Consider the following 24,378-nt stretch of genomic DNA (forward strand, 5'->3'; position numbering starts at 1 on the left):
GCCCCCCTGATCGTGATGGATAAATGGCGGCAAACTCTGAAACTGTCCGCGCGCTTGCGCGTGGATTGAATATCCTGCGATATCTCAACCGGGTCGGCGCAACCCGTCCGGGTGAAATCGCGTCAGAGCTGGGTTTGCCTCGCCCAACGGTTTATCGCTTGCTGCACACGCTGGAAGAAGAGGGCTATGTCCTCTGTTCCGCCAGCGATGCCCGGGTGCGTGTGTCGCCTTTGGCCGCGGCATTGGGAGACAATGTGTCGGTGCGCTCGCGCCTTTGTCAGGTGGCGGCACCAGTTATGGCGGAATTCACCGAAACCCACGCCTGGCCAGCCGATCTTTCCACCTATGAAGACGCCCATATGGTGATCCAGGAATCGACCCATGGCCGCAGCCCGTTGTCGGTGGACCCAGGGATGGTCGGCTTTTCCCTGCCCATTCTGCGCTCGTCAGCGGGGCGGGCCTATCTTTCGGTCTGTGGTTCGCGCGAGCTGGAGATGATTATCGAGTTATTGCGCGCCGAAAACCTTCCCGAAGACATGCCGTTCCTCAGAAAAAGATGGCTGGAGGAAAACCTGACGATCTATGCCGAACAGGGATACGCCACCCGTGGCCCACACACATTCAGGCCCAAAACATCCAGCCTGGCCGTGCCTATCCTAACTGATGATCGCGCGGTCGGCTGCTTGTCGATTATCTGGGTCACCAAGGCCATGAACATGGATCAGGCGATCAAGCGTTATGCCGACGCTTTGCAGTTTGCTGCGGCGAACATCGCCACCGAATATGAAACCCTTGAAATTTCGGGTCGGCCTTAACGGCGTCTGTGGGCATATGGCGCGCTTCAAAACGCTAAGTGTCCGCCACGCGGACAGCTGGACGCAAGAGCATATTTTTTTTGTGCTCTGAAGCGCTAGAATTTCGCCAAGAAATGGGAGGAAACACACATCATGAAACATACTTTGATCACAGGTCTTGCCGCCGGCGCGATGTCGATTGCATCCATGGCAGCGCAGGCCGCTGACACCACACTGACGATTTCGTCTTGGGCCCCGCCAACGCATGGCGTCAACGACATGATCTGGCCTGAGCTAACCAAAATGATCGAAGAAGCCACCGACGGGCGGGTCAGTGCCGAAGTCAAATATGGTCTGGGCAGCCCTCCGGCGCAATTCGACCTGGTGCTTGACGGTGCGGCCGATATCACCTGGATCTTCCACGGCTATTCGCCTGGCCGCTTCGTGTCGACGAAAATGATCGAACTTCCGGGCTACGAGGGTAACGCCGAGGCCGCGTCGGTCGCAAGCTGGCGGGCGTATGACACATTCTTTGCCGATTTGAATGAGCACAAGGGCGTCAAGGTTCTGGCGATGATGACCCATGGCCCGGGCGTACTGCATTCGAACGTGCAGATCACCGCGCTTGAAGACATTTCTGGAATGAAGTTGCGACTAGGTGGCGGCGTGTCTGGCGATGTCGGGGCTGCACTGGGGGCAACGGGCATCCGTGTGCCCGCTCCAAAAGTCTATGAAACATTGGAATCGAATGCCGCAGACGGTGTGATGATGCCGATGGAGGCGAAGAAGAGCTTCAAACTGTTCGAAGTTGCCAAAAACTCTTACGAAGTTCCGGGCGGGTTCTATCGTGGATCTTTCGCCATCATCATGAACCAGGACACATTCGACAGGCTGTCTGATGCCGATCGCGCTGCACTGGATAAGGTATTTGGCGAAAACTTGTCACGCGCTGCGGGCAAAGCCTGGGACCAGATCGATGCGGCTGGCATCGAATCGCTGCACGCGAATTCCGACAATGCACTGACACAGGCCTCGGCTGACGATGCGGCCAAGTGGCAGGCACTTACAGGACCGCTGATTGAAAAGGTCCTCTCCGAGGTCAGTGCAAAGGGCGTCGATGCAGTTGCCGCGCATGCCTTTATCGTCGAGCAGATGTCCGCCGAGTGACCTGACCGCACGTTCAGCGTTTCAAAACACCAACAACAAGGCCCTTCATTGGGCCTTGTTTCATACAGTGGACCCACCATCATGACTGAACAAGATGACCAAACCTCAAATCCAGCGCAAAACTGGGACATGTCGCTGCGACAAACAAGTCCCTGGCGCTATATCGCCGTTGCCCCGACATGGTTTGCGGCCGGTATCTTGTTCCTGTTGATGTCGATGACATTTGCAGATGTCGTTTTGCGCAGCCTGTTTGGCAACCCGATTGAATCGGCAACCGAATTAACGCGACTGTTCATGGCCATCATCGTGTTTTCGTCTCTGCCTATCGTCAGTTGGAAAGGCGCGAACATCGTGGTTGATCTTATGGACCCGCTATTTTCCCGTCGCCTTGCGGCCCTGCGCGACTTTGTAATTGATCTTGCGTGCGGAATCTTTCTGTTGTGGCCCGCAAAGCGGGTCTGGGAACTTGCCGAACGTGCGCGCGAATACGGCGATGTCAGCGAATACCTCAACCTACCACAACACTATGTCGGTTGGTTCATCTCCGTTTTCACCCTTGTCACTGCAATCACCTTCATTGCCCGTGCCGTCGCGCGAGTAATTTCCCCAACAAAGGCAAACTTCTGATGCTGTTTTCCATCCTTGGCCTGGCTGCGGTCCTTTTCCTTGTGTTCCTGCGGATGCCGATTGCGATAGCAATGGGGTTTGTGGGGTTTGTCGGCTATGCTGAACTGCGCGGGTTTCGTGCCTCGATTTCTATGGTCGGTCGGTTGATCATAGACACCGCACAGGACTACGGGCTGTCGGTTGTCCCACTGTTCATCCTGATGGGGCTTTTCGTGAATAAGGGCGGACTGTCGCGCGAATTGTATCAGGTATCTTACGCCTTTATGGGTCACTTTCGAGGTGGGCTGGCAATGGCGACAATCGTTGCTTGTGCCGGATTTTCGGCCATCTGCGGCTCGTCCCTGGCGACTGCTGCCACGATGTCAAAAGTCGCGATGCCTCAAATGCGCAAATACAATTATGCTGACAGCCTGTCGACGGCATCCATCGCCGCCGGGGGCACGTTGGGGATTCTTATACCGCCCTCTGTCATTCTTGTTATCTATGGTTTGCTGACCGAAACCAGCATCGGAAAATTGTTCATCGCCGGTATCATCCCGGGATTGCTCGGGGTCGTTCTTTACCTTGCGGCAGTGCGCTACACGATCCTGCGCAACCCAGAGGCCGGCCCCGCCGGGGATCGCGCGAGCTGGGTTGATCGTGCCAAGGCTTTGAAAGGCGTGTGGGCGGTACTTCTGTTGTTCTTCATTGTAATCGGCGGGTTGTACGGAGTTTTGGACTTCTGGCCACTGAATTTGACATTTTCCCCGACCGAGGCGGCAGGTATGGGCGCGGCAGGAGCCTTTCTGATCGCTTTTTCGCGGCGCAGACTCAGCTTTGCTGCAACGATGCAGGTCTTGATCGAAACCGCCCAGACGACCGCCGCTCTGTTTACTGTTCTGATCGGCGCCTGGGTGTTTTCAAACTTTGTGAACCTTGCCGGCCTGCCGGAAGCGCTGCGCGCCACGGTTTCCTCTGCGGGTCTGGGGCCAATGACGGTAATGCTGATGATCCTTGGCGTCTATGTCATCCTCGGATGTGTTTTCGAAAGCCTTTCGATGCTATTGCTGACTGTGCCGATCTTTTTTCCACTGGTCACGAGCCTAGGCTTTGATCCGGTCTGGTTCGGCATCATTGTTGTCGTCGTCACCGAAATCAGCCTGATTACACCACCGGTCGGATTGAATGTCTTTGTCCTCAAAGGCGTTGTTGGGAACGTGTCGACAGCAACGATCTTCAAAGGCGTCACGCCATTCTGGGTCGTCGACATCATCCGCTTGGCCGTGTTGGTACTTGTACCAACACTGGTGCTGTTCCTGCCAAACTCTATGCACTAGCGAGTGGTGCCTCCCAAAAGGACGCTAACCAACTCTCTGATATGGCGTGTTAAAACGTACGGCTCGCGGCGTTCGGCGCTCAACGAACCTAGTTAGAGATTGGTTAGCCTTCCAACATCTGTTTTGCGAAATTCAATTGAGGTTACAGCACGGGCTATTCCTCAGCTCCGACAAAGGTCCTGCATTTCTCGCCTTCACTGCAATGCATTCGGCAGCGATCTCTGCTGAAAGAGAGAAGTACGAGAACCTTGGTGCGTTCCGCGCGACTGACATTTTCAGTGCCGGATTGCCGGAATTGCAGCCAAAGATTGCATAGTCGCCCAGTCAAACACCGGTGGCGGGACAATTTCTGAGGGCGTAACGAACGGCAGCTTTTCTTTCTGCAGTGTGGCTGATGGTCTCGGTAAGCGGGAGTTGCAGCACCTGCGAGCGTCGGCGTTGACTATGTCTACTCCGGGCTCTCAGCGGACATTCGAGAGTTCACAAATAGGAGGCCTAGTGGAAGCCAAAAACCTTTGTTAAAGCCGCAACAGCGGTCGCCAAGAAAATAAGTAGCCAGAGCCTACTTGGCCGATAGTCTGTCGAGAAGTACCGAACTCTTCTTTGGCTTGCTGCAAATCGCTCTTGCTCCCAACCACCTGCTTTTGGACCGATAACAGGTTCGATATTCGCTCGGATGTATTCACTGATACTTTCTATGAAAACGCGATGCAGAAAGGTTCTACGCAGCGAGAATAGCGAGACAAAAGGTGGCGCAAACCATACCCATGTTTCGAACTCGTTGCTAATCAGGAAGCTATCGCTGAAAATCAATCCGTAGATGACCACTAGCGCTGCGAAGGCCCCTCGTTCGAGACGAAAGTTTCTTTCAGTGTCTGCCTCGATTGAAGCCCTTAGCGCTTTGTACTCTTCGAGAAGGTAGTTTGCTTCGCGGTCACTCAACGAAGCCTCTGCCTCAGACTTTTCAACATCCAATACATTCCCCCCCAATCGCAATCCAAAATTCCCAACGCGACTTCGTTATTGAAAATACCAACTGCTATGTCTAGCAAACTTGAAACAAATCCGAAAATCTTAGCACCAGTTGCCTGTGCAAAGCCCGTAGCACGCCTTCAACCACAAAAGGCTCACCAGATCGCGGCCAGTATGAGTGCCAGAAGAAGGAGACATAGTTCATCGTATTTGCGATCTCCAATAGTGATAGCGTAGTCTTAGATTGGATCGCGTGACACTTCGAGACCGGACATTCAATCCCTCTGCAGAATTTGTCAGAAAGGGCTCTCAGCAGACATTCGAGAGTCAACAATAAGGAGCGCCTGATGTCGGCTCTGCGGACAAAGCCGACCTCGCGGTCCTCTCAACCAACGACCGCTTTCCAAATGCTGCTTCAGCAGCGTATTCAGCAGCGTAAAGAACGTCGAGACGTTTGCTTACATTCACTGCAAAGGGCAGATGGCAATGGCTTGGTTGGCTTCGCCGACATTTATGCGTAGCCAAAGTGAGCGATCTGACTTGACCGGTAACATGTCAACTTTTGAATATTGGTATCGATCACGCGGCGGAGGATCTTTAAGGCAGCCGTCAAAATCAACCTTAAGCGTCTGGTTCTAGTTCATAATATATGGGGTCATAATTTGATCAGCGGGCTAAAAGTATCGTTAACTTGACCGACGCGCCTGCAGCACTTTCCAGAAGTTCCAGGCGCCCATCATGGTTTTCCATCACTCTGCTTGCAATGGGTAGCCCCAGGCCGCTGCCTGAACCTCCGCCCGCTTGGGAAAAGCGACTGAGAGCTTCAATATGTCGATCTGCAGGGATGCCTGTGCCATCGTCACTGATGACCAGAATTGCATTTGATCCGTCCTGTGACAAATCCAGTGTAATCTGTGACAGATCCGCTCCGCCATGGATGATTGAATTGCTAAGCAGGTTCAGCACAGCTTCATGCAGCATGGTTGTATCACCTGTTACAACGACATCCGTTGAGGGAAGGTCATAGATCAGCTGAACATCACTCTCAGGGTGTTGCTGGCTGAATGCGATGCCGACGTTGCGTACAAAAGATCCGAGTTCGACGGGTAATCCTGAGCGCAGAATGTCTGTCCCGCTCGCCCGTTCGAATGACAAGAGCTTATTCGTTAGATCGCTGGCCTCCCTTGCTGCAAGCAATAATTCAGCACTGCGCTTTTGTGCAGCTTTCGGGCTTGGCGCATTTGCAACGGCTTCAGCTAAAGCGAGCACGCCTGCAACTGGGTTTCTGAGTTGGTGGGCAGCGTTGGAGATAAATTCATCCTTGGAGCTGATCCGCCGCGAAATGCGGTCGAGCAACGCGTTGAGCGTATTTACAAGGCCCTGTGCTTCCGCAGGCACGGCACGGCGGATAGGTTCAAGCTCAGTCGGGCTGCGTTTTGCTATAGCGCGTTCTAGATCAAGCAGGGGGCGTAGTCCCAGCCCCACACCGAACCAGACCACCACCGCCACACTGAGTACAAGAAGTGTAATGACAGCAAAGGAGCGTGATAGCACATCGCGCACAAAGCTGCTGCGTACATCAGCGCTTTGCCAAACGGTGATACTGAAAACCCCCGCCACACCACTTACGACAGTACTGTCGCGATAGCGCAATACGCGGACCTTTTCGCTCTGATAGGTGCTGTTGAAATACTGCGGATCAGTTGGCTCGTCTGGAAGGACGTTTGGCAGGACCGGCGGCGTTGAGTAGCCAGTCACGAACACCCCGTCAGGCGCATAGACGTGATAGAAGATGAGCCCTCCGGAAGTGTCGTTCAAGAGCCGCTGAGTGGATGGGCTGATCGCGTCGCCATCAGACAAAGCCACATCGCGCGAGATTGCGAGCGCCGCTGACAATAGCCCCCGATCAAAAATGTTTTCGGCGCGATCTGTTGTCGTTCGAAATTGCCACGCGGCGGCGATGAGAGAGATGACCAGAAGCGGTGGCAGTATAATTAGGGTGAGCCGCGCGCGCAGAGACTTCAACTTCATGGTCATGTCTCGGCTGACATCTGGTAGCCAATGCCGCGCCGTGTACGGATATTGATGCCGTGTTGCTTTAGGCGACTACGCAGGCGCGAAACATAGACTTCGACGACGGTCTCTTCGACATCTGCCCCTACGCCATAGACATGATCCAGAACGGCGGTTTTCGAAACAGTGCGCCCCTCTGCTGCCAAGAGACATTCAAAGACAGACATCTCGCGGCGAGGGAGGTCGATTTCGGTCAGGCCATCGAATAACTGCCGCGCAGCAGGGTCGAACTGCAACGCTCCGAAGGTGCGTAACTGTTGCTGTGGAATGTCCCGCCTGCGCAACAGGGCCCGCACGCGCGCCTCCAACTCTGCCATCTCGAAGGGTTTGATCAGGTAGTCATCGGCCCCCGCATCAAGGCCTGTCACCCGATCTTCTGTGTCCGCCCGTGCGGTAAGCAGGATCACTGGTCTGGTATCGCCCCGCCCGCGCATTTGCTTGAGCAGCGACAGCCCGTCCTGACCCGGCAGATTGATATCAAGGATGACCAGATCAGCCTGGTCGCGGGCCAGATGATCCTCTGCAACACTGCCGTCAAGCAACACATCAACAGCATGGCCAGCGTCCTCAAGACGGTAAGTGATGCCTTTTGAAAGGCTGACGTTGTCTTCAACCAGTGTGATCCGCACCTTGAATGAATCCCGATAATGCAAGTCTGGTGCAAGGTTCGCAGGTCAAAAGACATACATCAACCGGGGGCGGACACCCTCGCAGCGATTCTAGATTGGCCCCTTTGGGAGAAGGGGCATACATAACCGGGAGGAAAATATGTCCACTTTCAAAACCACGCGCCGCGTGGCCGTAAGCCTTGTTGCTGCGGCTGCTGCCACATTTGGTTTGCAAGCAAATGCTGGCAGCCATGGCATCGATCTGGCAGGCAAAACCGTCGAATGGATCATTCCATTTTCCGAGACTGGCGGTTCTGCGAAATGGGCCAACTTTTATGCGCCACTGCTGTCCGAAGCGCTGCCAGGCCAGCCGACTGTCGTTGTGAAATTCATGCCGGGTGCGGGCTCAACCAAAGGGGCCAACTTTTTCCAGCAGCAAACCTATGACGACGGCACCTTGATCTTCGGGTCTTCAGGCTCCACACAGTTTCCTTATCTGCTGGGTGATCCGCGGGTGAAATTCGAGTACGCTGACTGGAACGTGGTTCTTGCCTCTGGCACCGGCGGCGTGGCCTATCTGCCGCCAGAGCTGGCCGAGAAGATGGACGGCCTGGACGCCTCTGGTTTGCAAGACACAGATTTCATCTACGGCAACCAAGGGGCCACGCGCCTTGATCTGGTGCCAACTCTGGCATGGGAGATGCTGGGCCTGAACGTCGAGAGTGTTATGGGTATCAAGGGGCGCGGTGACGGCCGTTTGATGTTCGAGCGTGGTGAAGCCAATATCGACTATCAGACATCCTCTTCGTATCTGTCCGGTGTGACGCCCTTGGTTGAAGCAGGCACAGCCGTGCCGATGATGACTTGGGGTGCCTTGGACGATGCGGGCAACATCGTGCGTGACCCCACGTTCCCCGATATCCCGACCTTCAAGGAAGTCTGTGAAGCAACTGAAGGGTGTGAGACCTCGGGCGAGAAATGGGATGCATGGAAAGCCTTCTTTATCGCGGGTTTCCCAGCGCAAAAGATGGTGTTCTTGCCACAAGGTGCATCGGCTGACGCGATGGCCACCTACACGGCCGCGTTCGAAGCGATCAAAGCACGCGCTGATTTCGCTGAAATCTCCGGAAAGCGTTTGGGTAAATACCCTCAGATGACTGGTGCTGCGGCTGAATCCGCCAAAGCAAGTGCGACACAAGTATCCCCCGAGGCCAAAGCATTTATCGTGAACTGGCTTCAGGAAAAATACGGCGTGTCATTGAACTAAACTTTCCTTTGTGAACGCCCCGCCTGCATTGGGCGGGACGTTTTCCTAAGGAAAGTGGGAGAATTTTCATGGAAGTCATCATGGAGGCTCTGCCTGCATTTGGCGATGCCTGGACATTGATATTACAGCCTGTGGTGTTGGGATATCTGGTCATGGGTGTTCTAATGGGGCTTTGCATCGGTGTATTCCCTGGATTGGGCGGGATTGCGGGCCTGTCGCTGTTGCTCCCGTTTATGTTCGGGATGGATCCGATTTTGGGTCTGGCGCTGATGATCGGGATGGTTGCGGTTGTCCCGACATCCGATACTTTTGCCTCTGTTCTTATGGGTATTCCGGGGTCTTCGGCCAGTCAGGCGACTGTGCTCGACGGCTTTCCCATGGCGAAAAAGGGTCAGGCGGCGCGTGCGCTTTCTGCGGCCTTTGCCTCTTCCTTGTTCGGCGGTCTGGTCGGAGCCACCTTTCTGACCGTGTTCATCCTGATTGCACGTCCCATCGTGCTGGAATTCCGCACCCCTGAATTGTTGATGATCACCATCTTTGGCCTGTCTATGGTTGGCATTCTTGCTGGTCGTATTGCGATCAAAGGGATTGTAGCGGCAGGCCTTGGCATGTTGATCGGTATGATTGGCGAAGGCGCGTCGTCGGGCGATCTGCGCATGTCGTCCTATGATTTCCCCTATCTGACAGACGGGCTGAAACTCGTGATCGTGGGCCTTGGTATCTTTGCCATCCCCGAGATCATCTCGCTGCTGCGTCAAGACCGCGCCATCAGCCAAGAGCCGCAAATCGGCGGTGGCTGGATTGATGGCGTCAAAGACTGGTTCGCCAATATCTGGCTGTCTGTGCGGTGCTCTATCATCGGGGTTATCGTGGGCGTTATTCCCGGTCTTGGCGGGTCAGTGGTAGACTGGATCGCTTACGGCCACGCGGTGCAAACGACAAAAGACAAATCCAACTTCGGCAAAGGCGAAGTGCGTGGCGTGATCGGGCCTGAGAGTTCGAATAACGCAAAAGAAGGGGGCGGGCTGGTACCCACCTTGCTCTTCGGCATTCCCGGCTCAGGCTCTATGGCGATTTTCATCGGTGCGATTGCCCTATTGGGATCTGGCCAGATCGAAGTTGGTCCTGCGATGCTAAAGAACAACCTCGATATTACCTACGCTATCGTTTGGCTGCTGGCGCTGGCAAACGTGGTTGGCACAGTCATTTGTATCGCCGCCTCTGGGGGCATCGCAAAGCTGACAACTATTCGCTTTGTTCTGCTGGCGCCCTTCCTGTTTATGATCATCAGCTTTGCGGCGTTCCAGTCAGGCCAGAACCTGATGGACCTCGTGGCACTGTTCGCTATCGGGTTCCTCGGCATCCTGATGCGGCGGTTTGACTGGTCGCGACCAGCCTTCCTTATCGGTTTCGTCTTATCAAATCCTGCTGAAACCTACGCAAACCAAGCGATTCAGATCGCGCAATCGCGCTTTCGCAAAGGGTTTGGCGAAGGGATCGACTACATCTTTTCGCCCATTGTTATCATCTTGGTGATCATCACGGTGATCTCGGTTGTGCTTGGGCTGCGTCAGGCCAAACACATCATGGCCGAAGGCGATATCACAGCAGGATCCAAGCGCGCCCCGATGGTCTTCATGCTGCTTGTAACCGCCTTCATCGGCTATGCGTTGTATGATGCGATGTCGATCCCCAGCTACAGCCGCGACCGGACCTTCCCGATCTTTGTAGCAAGCATTTGCCTGATCGGCTGTGCTTTTCTCATCATCCGCATGATGCTCAAGTCCGAGACGGACACGATTTTTGCCGACCGTGAATTGAACGGCGAGGATGCGCACGCGACCCATGGATTGTGGCCAACGCTGGCATGGTTCGGGGCGCTGCTTGTGCTGACCTCACTGCTGGGATTCATCCTTGCGCTGACGATCTTCTTATTCGCCTTCATGGTGATCCGCGCGCGGGTCAGCATGGTCTTTGCGGCCGGATATACCGCCGCAGGTCTCGCGTTTATTTGCGCCATGGCATGGCTTTTGAACCGCGATTTTCCGCCTGGTCTTTTACAGGAATATTTCACCCTCCCATGGCCGTTCACATGATCCAAACAGAAATCCCTTTCCTTTTCATGCGCGGTGGCACCTCGCGTGGTCCCTACCTAAACCGCGCGGATCTGCCGGATGATCTTGAAACCTTGACACAGGTACTCATCGCCATCGTTGGCTCAGGTCATCCGCTCAACATTGACGGGATCGGCGGCGGCGCTGCTGTGACAACCAAGGTCGCGATGCTGTCAAAGTCCGACGATGAATGGGCCGATGTGGACTATCTCTTTGCGCAAGTAAGCGTCGAGGACCGGTTGGTGGATTTCAAACCCACTTGCGGCAATATCCTGTCTGGGGTCGGACCTGCCGCGATCGAAATGGGGCTGGTAACGGCTCAAGACGGCGAGACGGCTGTAAACATTCGTGCAGTGAACACGCAAGCGCGGGTTGCCGCCGTTGTGCAAACGCCAGATCGTCAGGTCAGCTATGACGGCAATGCGCAGATTGACGGCGTGCCGGGGAGTTCGGCACCTGTAGCCTTGCAGTTCATGGAGACAGTCGGTGGCGTCACCGGTGCCTTTCTGCCCACGGGAAATCTGGTTGATGTCATCGACGGGATTGCTGTTAGCTGCATGGATGTCGCAATGCCGATGGTGATCGCCAAGGCCAGTGATTTTGGCCTGACCGGAACGGAGAGCGCAGCCGAGCTGGATGAAAATCGCGATTTCTTTGCCAAGATGGAGGCCCTGCGCATCAAGGCTGGGGCAATGATGGGGATGGGCGATGTCGCCAAATCCGTGACGCCCAAATTCGGGCTTTTGGCACCTGCGCGGGCAGGGGGGACCATCGCCACGCGGTATTTCATGCCGTGGAACACCCATCCGACGATGGCCGTAACCGGTGCGCAATGTCTTGCCGCTTGCGTCCTGACGCCAGGCACGGTTGCGGAAGGGATGGCAGCAAAGCCAAATGAAGTTCCTGCCGCCATCACGCTTGAGCATGCCTCCGGCAGCATAGATGTGGTCGTAGACTACGCGCAGACCGATGCGGGGTTCGAGGTTAAATCTGCAGGGTTGATCCGCACAGCGCGCAAGATTGCCGCTGGAAGCGTTTTTGTCCCTGCATCAGTATGGGCTGGTGTCTGACACTACCTGTTACAAGGAAATAGACCGATGAAAGTTCACATTCTCGACGATTGGTTCGATACACTGCGCAGTCTGCCGTGTTTTGCGAAACTGGCAGATCACGAGGTCACCGTCTGGACCGACCACGAACCCGATCCGTTAAAACTGGCCGCACGGATGCGCGACGCCGAGGCGCTGGTGCTGTTTCGCGAGCGCACGAAGGTTGGTGCAGATTTGCTTGCAGGTTTGCCAAACCTCAAGCTTATTTCCCAGCGCAGTGTCTACCCCCATGTGGATGTGGCCGCCTGTACGGCGCATAGCGTCCTGCTGAGCTCCAACATGCACGCGGGCGCGCCCTCCTATGCAGCGGCTGAACATACGCTTGCCCTGATCCTTGCCAGCTACCGCCAGATCCCGCAGCAGACCGCGTCGATCAAGGTGGGCCACTGGCAATCGGGTGTTGGTCGCACGCTGCGCGGCAGAACGCTTGGGCTTTATGGTTATGGGCGCATCGCGGGTGCGGTAGCGCAATATGCGAAAGCGCTGGGTATCACTGTGCAATGGTGGGGATCAGAGGCTGGACGCGCACGCGCTCTCGCGGCGGGTGAAACGGTTGCTGCATCACGCGAGGCGTTCTTTGCGACTTCGGATATTGTCAGCGTTCATGTACGGCTGAAGCCCGAAACGCGCGGCCTAATCACCGCCGCTGATCTGGCGCAGATGCAGCCACGCGCGCTTTTCGTGAACACGTCACGCTCAGGCTTGGTGGAGGCAGGCGCGTTGGAGGCCCAAGTGGCAAAAGGCGGGCTGCACGCCGCTGTGGACGTATTTGATCACGAGCCGCTGACCGACACGTCAAACATCCTTCTGACCCACCCCAATGTGCTGGCTACACCTCATATCGGTTTTGTGACCGAAGATGAGTTTGATCTTCAATTCTCCGACATCTTTGACCAGATCAACGCCTTTGCCGCTGGCGCGCCGATCCATATGATCAACCCCGAAGTCTATCTTTAAGCGTTTTGCGCGGCCTCGACGAACCCGTCCTCGATCGCACGACCTACAAAGTCATTGAGCGCTGCGATGCGTGGGTCTGTGGTGTCAGGCAGCACCATCGCTTGGCGAACAGAGGTCAGCACGCCGGACAAAATGCGGATATCGGGCGATCCTGCAAAAGCCCCCTCCAGTGAGGCGCGGACACCGGCCACGGCATCACATCGGCCTGCGCGGAACTCCTCAAAGCTTTCAGGTGGCGTGCCCGAGCGTTCCAGCGCAGCATGTTTGAGGCTCTTGGTCAGATGCATATCATAGGCTGATCCCGTGGATGTTAATACCTTTACGCCCGCAGCATCCACATCCTCTATGTCTTTGAACGGGGCATCCGTGCGTACCGCATAGGTGGCCTCAATCACGATATAGGGTTGGGTGAAGCCGATTTTTTCGGCTCGCATGGGATCAATCGCAAGAAATCCCACGTCCCATTTGTCGAGGCTTGCATCGTCAAAGACCTTGCCAGCGCCGCTGTAGATAACAGGCTCCATCCGCGCGCCGATCTCCTCGGCCAGTCGTCTGGCCAACGCAGGGCTTACGCCAGACAAGTTGTTGCCCTCCTGCTGGACCAACGCGCGATTGCCCGTATTGATGGCCACGCGCAACACGCCGCCCCGTGCCAGTGTTTTCAACTCTGCCTGCATCGTCATTCCTTTCCTCCAGAGTTTGCATCAAACAACCGTACGAACAGCGGCGCACCAAGGATGACCACGAATATGCGCAGCACATGATGCGCCACCACAAAGGCCATATCCGCCCCTACGATCAAAGCCAGCACTGTCAACTCTGCCTGTCCCCCCGGCGCAAAGGCAAGGATCGTTTCCATTGGCGGGGCAAGGCCAGCAAGGTGGATGGTCTCGGCGAAAATGATGGTCAGCACCAGAAGGATCATACAAAACCCCAGACCTGCCGTTACATCCGTGCGCACTTCGGCCATGGTGACACCCGCGTATTTACTGCCCACGCCCATACCGATGAAGAACTGTGCGGCCCAGATTGCCTCTGCCGGCGGGCGGTGGTTCAGAATTCCAGTGAGTGCAAATGCCGCGGCCAGTAGAAGCGGCCCCAGAATCGCGGCACCGAACATGCCCACCCGTTTCGCGATCTGCCAGCCAGCGAGACCGCAAAACACCATGAGCCCCAGTTGGACAACTTCAATACTGGCCGCAGGCGCACCCGGCGGGTTGCTCAGATCGGCATCCCAGACCCAAGTCAGCAGAAACGGAAGCACAACCACGATCACAAGAACCCGTGTGGCGTGGATGAGGGACAAGGCGCGCACATCGCCGCCAGCTTCTTCTCCAAAAACAAGCATATCCTGCAAGCCGCCCGGCATGGCGGAATAATAACTGGTCGGAAAATCAAAGCCCCAGAGCCGCTGGAAATAGAGCACGCCGATCACGCCGATACAGCCGGTCATCACGGGGATCATCAGCAAGGTCGGCCACATCCCCGCCATGGAAACCAGCAGCGTTGTTGTAAATGTAGCGCCCACAGCGACGCCCAAAATAGTACGCATGCCATCATGCACCATTTTAATCCCTCGCATCGGCACACCAACCAATGAGGCGATCAGGCAGGCAAAGATCGGCCCCAGCAACCAAGGCAGTGGTAAGTGCATAATCTTGAAAGCAAGAACGCCAATCGCGGCAACCGCAAACGCGTAGATACGCGGCATCACGATTGTAGCACCTTCAGCCTGTGGCGCAGGGAGGTCTGCAAATGCGCCTCTGCCGCGTCACCCGCCGCCTGTTGATCCCCTGCGGCGATAGCTGTGATGATCTGTTCGTGCTGACTGCGGACCGTTTTGATCCGCGCTTCGTCATCCAGCGTGGTCGGTCCCAGTAAAATCAACGCATTGTTAAGCGCACGGGCCGACGCGAGCAGAAAGCGGTTGCGGGTTGCAAGGTATATGCTGCGGTGAAAATCCTGATTGAGGGCGGCTGCGCGGGGGGTGTCTTGCCCCGCGCCATCAATTTGTTGGTTGATATCCTTGAGAAGGTCGACCTCGGCGGGGTTTGCATGTTTGGCTGCCATCTCTGCGGCGGTACGTTCAAGGACGAGCCGCATTTCATAGAGCTCAACGATTTCTGTGGTGCTCAGCGTGCGAATGACAGCGCCTAAACGGGGGCGATGCTCGACGATCCCGTCGTTCTCAAGCTTGCGCAACGCTTCTCGCACCGGTGTGCGCGACAGGTCCAATTTTTTGGCAACATCGATCTCGCGCAGACGGTCACCGGGCAGGAATTCTCCCGTTCTGATCGCCGCATGCAAACGGTAGTAAGCAAGTTCGCCCTGAGACATGTCTTGCAATTCTGTGCTGTGCATTCTAGTGAAGCCCAAATTGTATCCACTCGGATACAATAGCCATACGAGAAGGAAACACCAGTGTCAAAATCAGTGATTGTCGTCGGAACAGGTAATGCCGCCCTTTGTGCCGCGATCGCAGCGTTGGAAAACGGGGCGCAGGTGACACTACTGGAAAAGGCGGATCAGGCTTTGGCTGGCGGCAATACAAAATACACCGCGGGTGCCATGCGGTTTGCCTATAACGGGGCTGAGGATCTTTTGCCGCTGTTGCGTAACCCCGATGACCCTCGCGTGCAGAAGGCTGATTTCGGTGGCTATGACACAGGGAAATTCGGCAATGACCTGCTCGGCTTCAACGATGGCCGTCCACTGTCTGAGGAGCAAGAAGCGCTCGTCAACCTATCTGGCGAAACCATGCGCTGGCTTGCTTCGCATGATGTAAAGTTCGAGCCGATCTATAGCCGTCAAAGTTTTGAAAAAGACGGGCGTCATGTGTTTTGGGGTGGTCTGACGCTGGCAGCCGAGAACGAGGGGGTCGGCCTGTTCGACATGGAACTGGCGGCGGTTGAGCGGATGGGCGGCGTTGTCCGCTACAAGAGTGCTGTCACAGGTCTGGTGACTGAAGATAACCGCGTCATCGGGGTGCGCGTTGGTGATGAGGTTCTGCATGCCGACGCTGTGATCCTTGCCTGCGGTGGATTTGAGGCAAATGACGAGATGCGGGTCAAACATATGGGCCCGAACTGGAAAGCAGCGAAAGTGCGTGGCACGCCGCATAATACCGGCGACGGGCTAACAATGGCGCGCGATGTTGGCGCGGCTGAATATGGCCTCTATGCTGGATGCCATGCCACTCCGATGGACTTGCATATGGCCGACTTCGGCAATCTGGATTTGCCCGCTGGTGAACGCAAGAACTACCGCAAAATCTCTTATTTCTTGGGCGTTATGCTGAATGCCGACGGTGCGCGCTTTGTCGATGAAGGTGCTAATTTCCGCAACTATACCTATGCGCAGTATGGTGCCGCCATTCTCGAACAACCAGGCCAGCTTGCTTGGCAGGTTTTCGATAGCAAAGTGTTCGATCTGCTTTACGCCGAATACAGGTTTCATGACGCTCATTTTGTGGAAGCTGACACCTTGGAGGCGCTGGTGCCTCTGATGACTGGCGTGAACGCAGAGGCAGCCACCGCTACGCTTGACGCTTACAACGATGCGGTGGAAGCTCAAACTGCGTTTGATCCAACCGTTCTGGATGGCAAAGCAACCGTTGGCTTGACGCCGCCCAAATCAAACTGGGCCCAGAAAATCAACAAAGGACCCTTCCGCGCGTTTCCAGTCACTGGCGGTATAACATTCACCTATGGTGGATTGAAAGTAGACGCCAAGGGTCGCGTCCTAAGGGAGGACGGCTCAACAATTGCAGGCCTGTTTGCATGTGGCGAGATCGTCGGCGGCGTCTTTTTTGCGGGCTACCCGGGCGGGTCGGGCCTCACGTCAGGCGCTGTATTTGGCCGCCGTGCGGGGTATGGGGCATCACAGGCATAATACAATCAATGACATCTGTACCGTCGGCTGTTGAGTGCGGCAAAGACCGCTTCGGGAAAGCTGTCTTGCAGCGCTGAACGAATAGCTAACTTGCGTTCGGATCGGGATTACATGTTTTCCAATTCCGGTCTCCCGAAAGCCGACTTTAGCCGCGGCACAGAAAATTGTTAATTATGGGCTCGGAGCGGTCATTCGCCACGCTGCACATCAATGTCCGCTTTCAGGACTGGGTAGCGTATGGGTGACAAACAACCCTGTGGTTGGGTGTGTCGCGTTGTGGCTGCATGTGTCCGCCTGCACACCTTAATCCTAACAAAGCCAAATAGTTAATGTGGTTGGCTGGGGCAGCTTGTGGCGTTGTGTGGGGCAAGTCAGACTGAATCATAATCCGCGTGTCGGGGGTTCAAGTCCCTCCTCCGCTACCAAAACCCCATAACATATCAGTTAGAAACGTGAACTCAGCGTTGCTCTCACGTACCGCAAACATAGTTTGGGTGGCATTTTGGGTAACAGCAGACGAATTTTGTGTTCAAAAAGAACTGGGAATCGTCACGAAAAAGCGGGAAACGCCACACGCCGCAACCAGTCCCATTTCGCTCCAAGAGTTGAGATGCAGGCTCTCAGGGGCACCGGTGTAATCGCTGACTTACCCGCCGGTACCGAAGAAGTTGAGTAGACTTCTTAGTGATCAAGACGAAAGCAGCTTTGCACACACAGCCTTTCTTTCTCCATTTACAAATAATAACATTCATTTTATTGATTGTGTATGGATGGAAATGCATTTTCTCGCCGCACTTTCTTGTACAGCGCCGCTTGCCTTGGGATGCTTGGTACTCAATCCAGGATCGTGAGGGCCGAGTTGCAACTCGGCTCTTCAGCTCGGATTTCAACCGTATCAGACGGGTACCTGTCATTGCCACCGGAAATGGTCTTTGGGTCCATGCCGAAAGAAGAACTCGAGCAGCTTCTGAATCGCAATCGAGTGGGCACGACCAAGTACGAGCCAGAGTGCAACGTGGCGCTCTATCGTGATGGTAAAAACACGGTATTATTCGATGTCGGAGCTGGGCCGGATTTCATGCCCACGTCTGGCAAACTTATGGAAACTGTTGAAACAATCGGCCTGTCGCCCGAAGACGTTTCGCACGTGATTTTCACCCATGCGCACCCGGATCACATCTGGGGCATTTTGGATGACTTCGACGACCTGATTTTCCCCAACGCGACGCATCACTTTGGCCGTAAAGAGTGGGATTATTGGTGGAACCCTTCAACGGTAGATTCAATAGGAGAAGATCGCGCTGCGTTCGCTGTAGGCGCGAAGCGCCGGATGGCAGAAATTGAGGATCAGGTGGCGTTCTTTGACGACGGACAAGAGATCCTTCCAGGCATTGCCGCCCGTGCAAGCTTTGGGCACACACCCGGCCACATGGCGTTTGAAATCCGCAGCGGCAGTGAATCCGTGATGATTGTCGGCGATGCGTTGGGAAATCCACACGTAGCTTTTGAACGGCCTGATTGGCACAGTGGTACGGATCAGGATCCACAGACAGCTGCAGCAACTCGTAGTTTGCTGCTAGATGAGATTTCTCGCGAGCAAATGAAGATAATTGGCTTCCACCTGCCGAATGGTGGAATCGGCCGGGTCGAAAAAACTGGCTCTGCGTATAAGTTCATTGGAGAACCAACATGATACGAACGCTTGCGATTGCCTTGGCCTTGGCCGCACCAGCTTGGGCAAGCGAGGAAATTGCAGACCAATATCCGCAAAGCGTGCTGTATTCCAAACCGGTCGAGTATTTCCCTGGCGTCTATTCCGCCATTGGCGCAACCGCACCACCAACCTACGAAAACTCTGGTCACAACAACAATCTCAGCTTCATTGTAACCGGTGAAGGTGTAGTCGTCATAAACGGCGGTGCAGCCTATGTCCTTGCCGAAGCGCTTCACAAGGAAATTCAGGCCATCACGGATCAGCCTGTCAGACTTGTCTTCAACGAGAATGGCCAGGGGCACGCGATGCTTGGCAACGCTTACTGGTCAGAACTCGGCATTCCGATCATCGCACATTCAGAAGCAGCGGCTGAATTCGAGGAATATGGCCTGCAAATTCTGCAAGGAATGCAGCGATACAATCAGGACAAGGCAGACGGAACATTCCTGGCCGGCCCAACCGAGACATTCGATGATGAATACGTGGTTGAGATGGGTGAATTCCGGATTGAGGCAAAGTACCTCGGCCCTGCCCATAGTCCCGGCGATATCTCGATCTGGTTGCCGAACCAAAGCCTTGTCATTGCGGGAGACATGGCGTTTCACGAACGCATGCTGCCAATCTTTCAAGACACCTATACAGCGGATTGGCTTGAAACTTGGGACACCGAATTCGAAGCTTTAGATGCCACTTATGTGATACCGGGACACGGCCATCCTACGAACATGGATCAGGTGCGCCGCTATACACGCGACTACCTGATATATCTGCGCGGCAAGATTCAAGAGCATATGGATGCAGGAGGTGATCTGGCTGAGGCTTACTACGTCGATCAGTCACCTTACGCCAACCTGGACACGTTTGAAGAACTGGCCACGAAAAATGCAGGGCGCGTTTTCGAACAGATGGAATTCGAGTAGCTCAGGAATGTTGCGGAACAGGGATTAGCATCAATAATCTATGCGTGCTGATCGCCCCGACCCACATGAAAAATACGGCAACCCATGCGGTCAATGACAGGGCGGACCCTCCTGAAAGCCCGGCACCCACCGCGCAACCTCCCGCCAGCATGGCCCCAAACCCCATGAGAACAGCCCCTACGAGGTAGCGTTCCATCGGAGTTTCCGAGCCAAATCGTTCGATCCTCCACTCCCCTGCAGTCAAGGCTGAGCCTGCCGCACCAATTACTACGCCTGGGACAAGGCCGATACCGAAGGACAACACAACGTTTCGACTTGCAACCAACGCCATTAGTGTGTCCGTGGCCGGTCCGGTAAACGTGACTGAAGACACAGGCACGACTTCAAAAGATGCTTGCGCGATGGCAAATGTTATCAACCAGCCGAGCGCCACAGCCAGGCCAACTCCTGCGGCCGCTATGATCCTTATAGGCGCGACTTTCCGGTGGGACGCAAAGACAATGGCCGACACCAATCCCAACGCTGCAACGGCTGTATAAACCGTTGGCGAGAACCCAAGTATTTCTGAAAGATCACGCGGCGCGCCTCCTAGGACAGCCCAGATACCAGACAGCAACTCGCGGGCGGGACTAAGAACACCTGTGTAGGCGGCTTGAGCCACTAAGGTCAAAACCAACCCCGTAACCAGTGCGCGCAGATTACCGCAGGAGGCTAATACCAAAAGGCGAGATGCACATCCACGCGCCAGAACCATGCCTGCGCCGAACATCGCTCCACCAATTACCGCGCCGCTCAGGCTACCTGTCGACGCGATTGCACGTGTCTCGGAAAGGTCTAGCCACTCAAACGCGATAAGCACCTGCACCAAGGCTAGCGCAGTGGTGAAGGCGATCAGCCAAACGGCCAAGCGGGGACCTAACTCGCCTTCGGCGACTTCGACTGCCGACGCTCTTAAACAAAAGTGAGACTTCTGAGCCGTCACGCCAAACAAGATACCGACGAGCACTCCGGCAAATGCCAAGGCGCCAGAGTCTCCCAACAGATCGATGAGTCTCTCCATCAACAGAAACTCTCACTTCGTAGCGTGTGCATCCTTGTCTTCGGTCAAGTTGTCATTGCGCGACCATTGGCCTGCGCGCCAACTGGCATTGCGTCCACAACTCACCCAATGCAGATACCAGTCGATCCACGTCTTCAGTAGAATGCATCGGCGACGGTGTAATCCGTAGACGCTCCGTTCCCTTGGGAACGGTTGGATAGTTGATCGGCTGGATGTAAATTCCATAGTCACGCATCAGTACATCAGAGATGAAGCGACACTTAACCGGATCGCCGACCATGACCGGAATGATGTGACTTGGGTTCGGAGTATGGGGAATACTCAGTTCGTCCAGCCTGTCTCGAACTTCGCGCACTCGCTGCTGGTGCAGATATCGTTCCGCATTGCTTTGCTTCAGGTGCCGAACCGAGGCTGCCGCACCTGCGGCTACGGCCGGAGGCAATGCAGTGGTAAAGATAAACCCGCTGGCAAAGGACCGGACGAAGTCCACAAGCTCTTTCGACGCCGCGATGTATCCACCGACGACACCGAAGGCTTTGCCTAATGTCCCCTCGATAACGGTTAGGCGATCCATCAGGCCTTCACGTTCGGCGATGCCACCGCCGCGCGGTCCATAAAGCCCTACGGCGTGAACCTCATCCAAATAGGTCATCGCGCCATAGCGATCCGCCAGATCACAGATCTCGGCAACTGGCGCGATATCACCATCCATGGAATAGACGCTTTCGAACGCAATGAGCTTTGGTGCGTTGGCTGGTATGTCAGCAAGCTGCCTTTCAAGGTCTGCAATATCATTGTGCTTCCAGATCCGCTTTTGACAACGGCTGTGGCGAATTCCCTCAATCATCGAGGCATGGTTCAACTCGTCTGACAGTACGGTGATACCAGGAATGCGGGAGGCCAAAGTTCCCAAAGCCGCCCAGTTTGAAACGTAGCCGGACGTAAATAGCAATGCCGCCTCTTTGCAGTGCAAGTCGGCTAGTTCCTGTTCCAGCAAAACGTGCTCATGAGTGGTTCCAGAGATATTCCGCGTACCACCCGCCCCGGCACCACACTCATCAATCGCTTGGTGCATTGCTGCAAGAATGCAGGGGTGTTGACCCATGCCAAGATAATCATTTGAGCACCAGACAGTGACTTTTTCGGGACCGTCTTCTGCGTAATTGCGCGCGGTCGGGAATGCACCGCATTGCCTTCCGAGATCCGCAAAGACCCTATAGTTCCCTTCATCTTGAAGCTGGTCCAGTTGATCACGAAAAAACTGCTGATAGTTCATTTCAATTCCCTACGGCCTCTTCGACGATCTCGGATAACAGAGTCTGAACCTTTTGCATTGGCCCGTCAGGGTAGCCTCGATATCCCACCATCACGCCACTGTCGTCCTCGGCTACAAAAATCCCGTAGGGGCAGAATCCGATATTCATAGGGTCGGCTTCCATCACCTCGCGCGAGGTTTTTGCCGAGCAGAAAATGAAGATGTCTGCGGCCGCAAATATCTGCTTGTCACTGCCGACATCAGCGCCCGTACGATTTAACATGTCGCCTACGTGGCTTACATGGTCGATGACCAGTCCCTGTCCGACAATCGCGGACTCGACGGCGAAGGTTGCATCATCAAAACTGCCGTCAAATGGGGCGGTGATGATCTCCTCTGCAAACGCATGGCTCGCCAGAACAGTGGAAAAAGCGGCTACAGCGATAAAGTGTTTCATGATTTTAATCCTCCTCTTGAGCCGCATCTTCTCAGATTGCTCATCAAGGTCTTTGACACCAGTCAAAGCCCCTGAATACCTTAACCGAACATGTCTGAAGTGATACCAGCGTACCAACCCAGCGACTCTTCATAAGTTGCTTTTCTCAAGTCCGCATCTTCGCCGGTCTGGCTGATAAAGCCGTCCACTTTGGCAATCTTTTCGGGAGTCGCTTCGTAAGTTGCGCCAACCTTGACGCCATTATCGGTGTCGATGAGCGACCAGCAGGTGTTGGAGAACTTGGCCGGAAACACTTTGGACCCGGTCAACGCACCTCGCACGGCATTCGCACAGACTTTCGCCTGACTGTTGGCCGAGAAGCCGGATTTGGGCATGTCACCCTGTTGGCTGGCGTCACCAAGAACGTAGATATCCAGGTCGGCTTTGGAGGACATATCCGCGGCGTTCACGGGTGCCCAGTTGCCATCGGTCACCCCTGCCATTTCCGCAATGCGTCCGGCTTTCATCGCTGGGATCACGTTGCAGACATCGACCTTGGTTTCTTCGCCGTCGATAGTAACGGTCATTGCATCCGGGTTTACGGCGACATTGCCGCCGCCGAAATCTTCGCCGATCCAGTCAACCATTCCTTCATAGTGGTTGGCCCAACCCTCTTGGAACAATGACATCTTGGAAAACTTCGGTTTCGGGTCGGCAACGATGATCTTTGCTGTCGGGTTGTTCGCCTTCAGAACATGCGCAACCATTGAAACCCGCTCATACGGTCCGGGTGGGCAACGGTACGGGTTCGGTGGCGCGACCATTGCAAATGTACCGCCTTCGGGCATTGCCATGATCTGCGCCTTGAGAAGCTCGGTCTGAGATCCAGCCTTGTACGCATGCGGCATTTTATTTTGCGCCGAGACGTCCCAGCCCTCGACCGCACCATCAACAAAGTCGATACCCGGGCTCAGGATCAGCTTGTCATATGGAACGGACCCGCCACCTGCCAAGGACACAGTCTTGGCATCGCGATCCACCCCTGTGGCCCAATCATGCACCACGTTGATGCCGTAGTTCGCGGCAAGCGTGCCATAGCTGTGGGCAATGTCCGAAAGCTCCTGAAACCCTCCCAGATACAGGTTTGAGAAGAAACAGGTGTAATAGGTCCGCGACGGCTCGATCAACGTTACGTCGATCTCACCCCTGCTGTCTTTTGCGATGTAGCGCGCAGCAGTTGCACCGCCCGCACCGCCGCCGACAATTACCACGCGTGGTTTGCCTTGCGCCAACACCATCGGTGCCGATAACCCGGCTGCTACCACCCCGGCGGCTCCAAGAAATACTCGTCTATTTAGCGTCATCGCGATTCCTCCTCTTGGACACCGTCACTATGGATTATTGAAGTAGGCAGCCAATGCCGCGATCTCGTCATTGCTCAGCCGTCCGGCAATCATTCGCATGACCGGATGTGGCCGCTGTTTGTCTTTATATGCGTGCATGGCGACCACGAAGTCTTCGTCAGGCCAGTACACGATCGAGGGAATGCCCTCATCGCCTCCGTCGATCTGATGGCACGTTGTACATTCGCTGCTGAGATATGCGCCGTACTCCGGATCTCCTTGAATCGCCAAGATCGCGGGGTCGATAGAATGATCCGTGCCCTTCGCCGTCGGGTCCGCTTCTGGGATGTCCTGAGGATTGTCGGAAAAATCCCGCAAATAGGCGATCACGTTGGCGCGGTCTTCCGGGTCTTTCAGGCCACCAAAACTCATCCTGGTGCCTGACGCGAATGCACGTGGGTTTTCGATGTACGCAGACAGTGTGTCAGCGTGCCACTCCAGACCCGAGCTACCCGCGCGCGCAAGGCTTTTGGAATAGCTAAAGCCATCCAGACCAGCTGCCCTGCGCCCAAAAATCCCATTCAGATGCGGACCGATTTTGTTTTCGGCCCCCTTTCCAACCTGATGACAGCCTTTGCATTTGGCGAACACGGCTTTCCCTGCCTCAGCATCGCCAAGGTCTTCTGCAGCGTAGGTCGATGAAGCAGTAGCCCCAAAGAACGCGGCACAGACAAGCGCGTTCGACCAACGCATCG

General features: G+C 55.2%; 22 protein-coding genes. 11 read left to right on the top strand and 11 right to left on the bottom strand.

Features of this window, described 5'->3' with window-relative positions:
• Positions 1–23: 23 nt before the first annotated feature.
• The 4 genes from AC2FH8_RS05745 (at position 24) to AC2FH8_RS05760 (ending at position 3,904) form a co-directional block, all read left to right on the top strand.
• The gene (locus AC2FH8_RS05745) at positions 24–815 is read left to right on the top strand and encodes a DNA-binding transcriptional regulator (protein WP_299985868.1); all 792 of its coding nucleotides are present in this window, start codon (positions 24–26) and stop codon (positions 813–815) included.
• Positions 816–947: 132 nt separating this feature from the next.
• The gene (locus AC2FH8_RS05750; protein ID WP_496688763.1) at positions 948–1,961 is read left to right on the top strand and encodes a TRAP transporter substrate-binding protein; all 1,014 of its coding nucleotides are present in this window, start codon (positions 948–950) and stop codon (positions 1,959–1,961) included.
• Positions 1,962–2,042: 81 nt separating this feature from the next.
• Entirely contained in the window at positions 2,043–2,588 is a 546-nt protein-coding gene (locus tag AC2FH8_RS05755; RefSeq protein WP_299353551.1) for a TRAP transporter small permease, read from the top strand.
• Positions 2,588–3,904, top strand: coding sequence for a TRAP transporter large permease (locus AC2FH8_RS05760; RefSeq protein ID WP_299353548.1), 1,317 nt, complete (start codon positions 2,588–2,590; stop codon positions 3,902–3,904). Before AC2FH8_RS05755 ends, AC2FH8_RS05760 begins: the two co-directional genes overlap by 1 nt.
• A gap of 495 nt (positions 3,905–4,399) precedes the next feature.
• Here AC2FH8_RS05760 and AC2FH8_RS05765 read toward each other — a convergent pair whose 3' ends face one another.
• The 3 genes from AC2FH8_RS05765 to AC2FH8_RS05775 all read right to left on the bottom strand — a co-directional run bounded on the left by AC2FH8_RS05765 (position 4,400) and on the right by AC2FH8_RS05775 (position 7,578).
• On the bottom strand, positions 4,400–4,879 hold the full coding sequence (locus AC2FH8_RS05765; RefSeq protein ID WP_496688766.1) for a hypothetical protein: 480 nt from the start codon (positions 4,877–4,879) through the stop codon (positions 4,400–4,402).
• Positions 4,880–5,542: 663 nt separating this feature from the next.
• Positions 5,543–6,913, bottom strand: coding sequence for a sensor histidine kinase (locus tag AC2FH8_RS05770; RefSeq protein WP_281995168.1), 1,371 nt, complete (start codon positions 6,911–6,913; stop codon positions 5,543–5,545).
• Entirely contained in the window at positions 6,910–7,578 is a 669-nt protein-coding gene (locus tag AC2FH8_RS05775; protein ID WP_496688768.1) for a response regulator transcription factor, read from the bottom strand. The genes AC2FH8_RS05770 and AC2FH8_RS05775 overlap by 4 nt, the downstream gene beginning before the upstream one ends.
• A 139-nt stretch (positions 7,579–7,717) precedes the next feature.
• On the opposite strand from AC2FH8_RS05775, the gene AC2FH8_RS05780 reads away from it, so the two are divergent.
• The 4 genes from AC2FH8_RS05780 to AC2FH8_RS05795 all read left to right on the top strand — a co-directional run bounded on the left by AC2FH8_RS05780 (position 7,718) and on the right by AC2FH8_RS05795 (position 13,004).
• Positions 7,718–8,824, top strand: a complete 1,107-nt coding sequence (locus AC2FH8_RS05780; protein WP_281995166.1) for a type 2 periplasmic-binding domain-containing protein — start codon at positions 7,718–7,720, stop codon at positions 8,822–8,824.
• A gap of 68 nt (positions 8,825–8,892) precedes the next feature.
• On the top strand, positions 8,893–10,920 hold the full coding sequence (locus AC2FH8_RS05785; RefSeq protein ID WP_281995165.1) for a tripartite tricarboxylate transporter permease: 2,028 nt from the start codon (positions 8,893–8,895) through the stop codon (positions 10,918–10,920).
• Positions 10,917–12,008: a 4-oxalomesaconate tautomerase gene (locus AC2FH8_RS05790; RefSeq protein WP_281995164.1), complete on the top strand. Its 1,092-nt coding sequence runs from the start codon at positions 10,917–10,919 to the stop codon at positions 12,006–12,008. The genes AC2FH8_RS05785 and AC2FH8_RS05790 overlap by 4 nt, the downstream gene beginning before the upstream one ends.
• A 27-nt stretch (positions 12,009–12,035) precedes the next feature.
• Positions 12,036–13,004 (top strand): D-2-hydroxyacid dehydrogenase family protein, encoded by a 969-nt coding sequence (locus AC2FH8_RS05795; protein ID WP_281995163.1) that lies wholly within the window; start codon positions 12,036–12,038, stop codon positions 13,002–13,004.
• Here AC2FH8_RS05795 and AC2FH8_RS05800 read toward each other — a convergent pair.
• From AC2FH8_RS05800 to AC2FH8_RS05810, 3 genes are read right to left on the bottom strand one after another with little or no spacing between them, the layout of a single operon-like run.
• Positions 13,001–13,687, bottom strand: a complete 687-nt coding sequence (locus AC2FH8_RS05800; RefSeq protein ID WP_281995162.1) for a transporter substrate-binding domain-containing protein — start codon at positions 13,685–13,687, stop codon at positions 13,001–13,003. The genes AC2FH8_RS05795 and AC2FH8_RS05800 overlap by 4 nt on opposite strands.
• On the bottom strand, positions 13,684–14,715 hold the full coding sequence (locus AC2FH8_RS05805; RefSeq protein ID WP_496688772.1) for an AbrB family transcriptional regulator: 1,032 nt from the start codon (positions 14,713–14,715) through the stop codon (positions 13,684–13,686). The genes AC2FH8_RS05800 and AC2FH8_RS05805 overlap by 4 nt, the downstream gene beginning before the upstream one ends.
• Positions 14,715–15,365, bottom strand: coding sequence for a GntR family transcriptional regulator (locus AC2FH8_RS05810; protein ID WP_281995160.1), 651 nt, complete (start codon positions 15,363–15,365; stop codon positions 14,715–14,717). Before AC2FH8_RS05810 ends, AC2FH8_RS05805 begins: the two co-directional genes overlap by 1 nt.
• Positions 15,366–15,425: 60 nt before the next feature.
• Between AC2FH8_RS05810 and tcuA the strand changes: the two genes are divergently transcribed.
• The 3 genes from tcuA to AC2FH8_RS05825 all read left to right on the top strand — a co-directional run bounded on the left by tcuA (position 15,426) and on the right by AC2FH8_RS05825 (position 19,529).
• Positions 15,426–16,895 carry an FAD-dependent tricarballylate dehydrogenase TcuA gene (gene tcuA, locus AC2FH8_RS05815; protein WP_496688774.1) on the top strand — a complete coding sequence of 490 codons (1,470 nt, stop codon included), beginning with the start codon at positions 15,426–15,428 and terminating at the stop codon, positions 16,893–16,895.
• Between the two features lie 766 nt (positions 16,896–17,661).
• Positions 17,662–18,588: an MBL fold metallo-hydrolase gene (locus tag AC2FH8_RS05820; protein ID WP_496688777.1), complete on the top strand. Its 927-nt coding sequence runs from the start codon at positions 17,662–17,664 to the stop codon at positions 18,586–18,588.
• Complete coding sequence (locus AC2FH8_RS05825) at positions 18,585–19,529, top strand: MBL fold metallo-hydrolase (RefSeq protein ID WP_281995313.1); 945 nt, start codon at positions 18,585–18,587, stop codon at positions 19,527–19,529. Before AC2FH8_RS05820 ends, AC2FH8_RS05825 begins: the two co-directional genes overlap by 4 nt.
• A gap of 1 nt (position 19,530) precedes the next feature.
• Here AC2FH8_RS05825 and AC2FH8_RS05830 read toward each other — a convergent pair whose 3' ends face one another.
• From AC2FH8_RS05830 to AC2FH8_RS05850, 5 genes are all read right to left on the bottom strand, one after another.
• Positions 19,531–20,589 carry a YeeE/YedE family protein gene (locus AC2FH8_RS05830; protein WP_496688779.1) on the bottom strand — a complete coding sequence of 353 codons (1,059 nt, stop codon included), beginning with the start codon at positions 20,587–20,589 and terminating at the stop codon, positions 19,531–19,533.
• Positions 20,590–20,641: 52 nt separating this feature from the next.
• Positions 20,642–21,865 carry a 5-aminolevulinate synthase gene (gene hemA, locus AC2FH8_RS05835; protein ID WP_496688781.1) on the bottom strand — a complete coding sequence of 408 codons (1,224 nt, stop codon included), beginning with the start codon at positions 21,863–21,865 and terminating at the stop codon, positions 20,642–20,644.
• Between the two features lies 1 nt (position 21,866).
• Complete coding sequence (locus AC2FH8_RS05840) at positions 21,867–22,301, bottom strand: DUF302 domain-containing protein (RefSeq protein ID WP_496688783.1); 435 nt, start codon at positions 22,299–22,301, stop codon at positions 21,867–21,869.
• 80 nt (positions 22,302–22,381) lie between these two features.
• On the bottom strand, positions 22,382–23,644 hold the full coding sequence (locus AC2FH8_RS05845; protein ID WP_496688785.1) for an FCSD flavin-binding domain-containing protein: 1,263 nt from the start codon (positions 23,642–23,644) through the stop codon (positions 22,382–22,384).
• Positions 23,645–23,671: 27 nt separating this feature from the next.
• Positions 23,672–24,376, bottom strand: a complete 705-nt coding sequence (locus AC2FH8_RS05850; protein WP_142635858.1) for a c-type cytochrome — start codon at positions 24,374–24,376, stop codon at positions 23,672–23,674.
• Between the last annotated feature and the right edge of the window lie 2 nt (positions 24,377–24,378).

It is taken from the genome of Ruegeria sp. CDSC025, assembly GCF_059610805.1.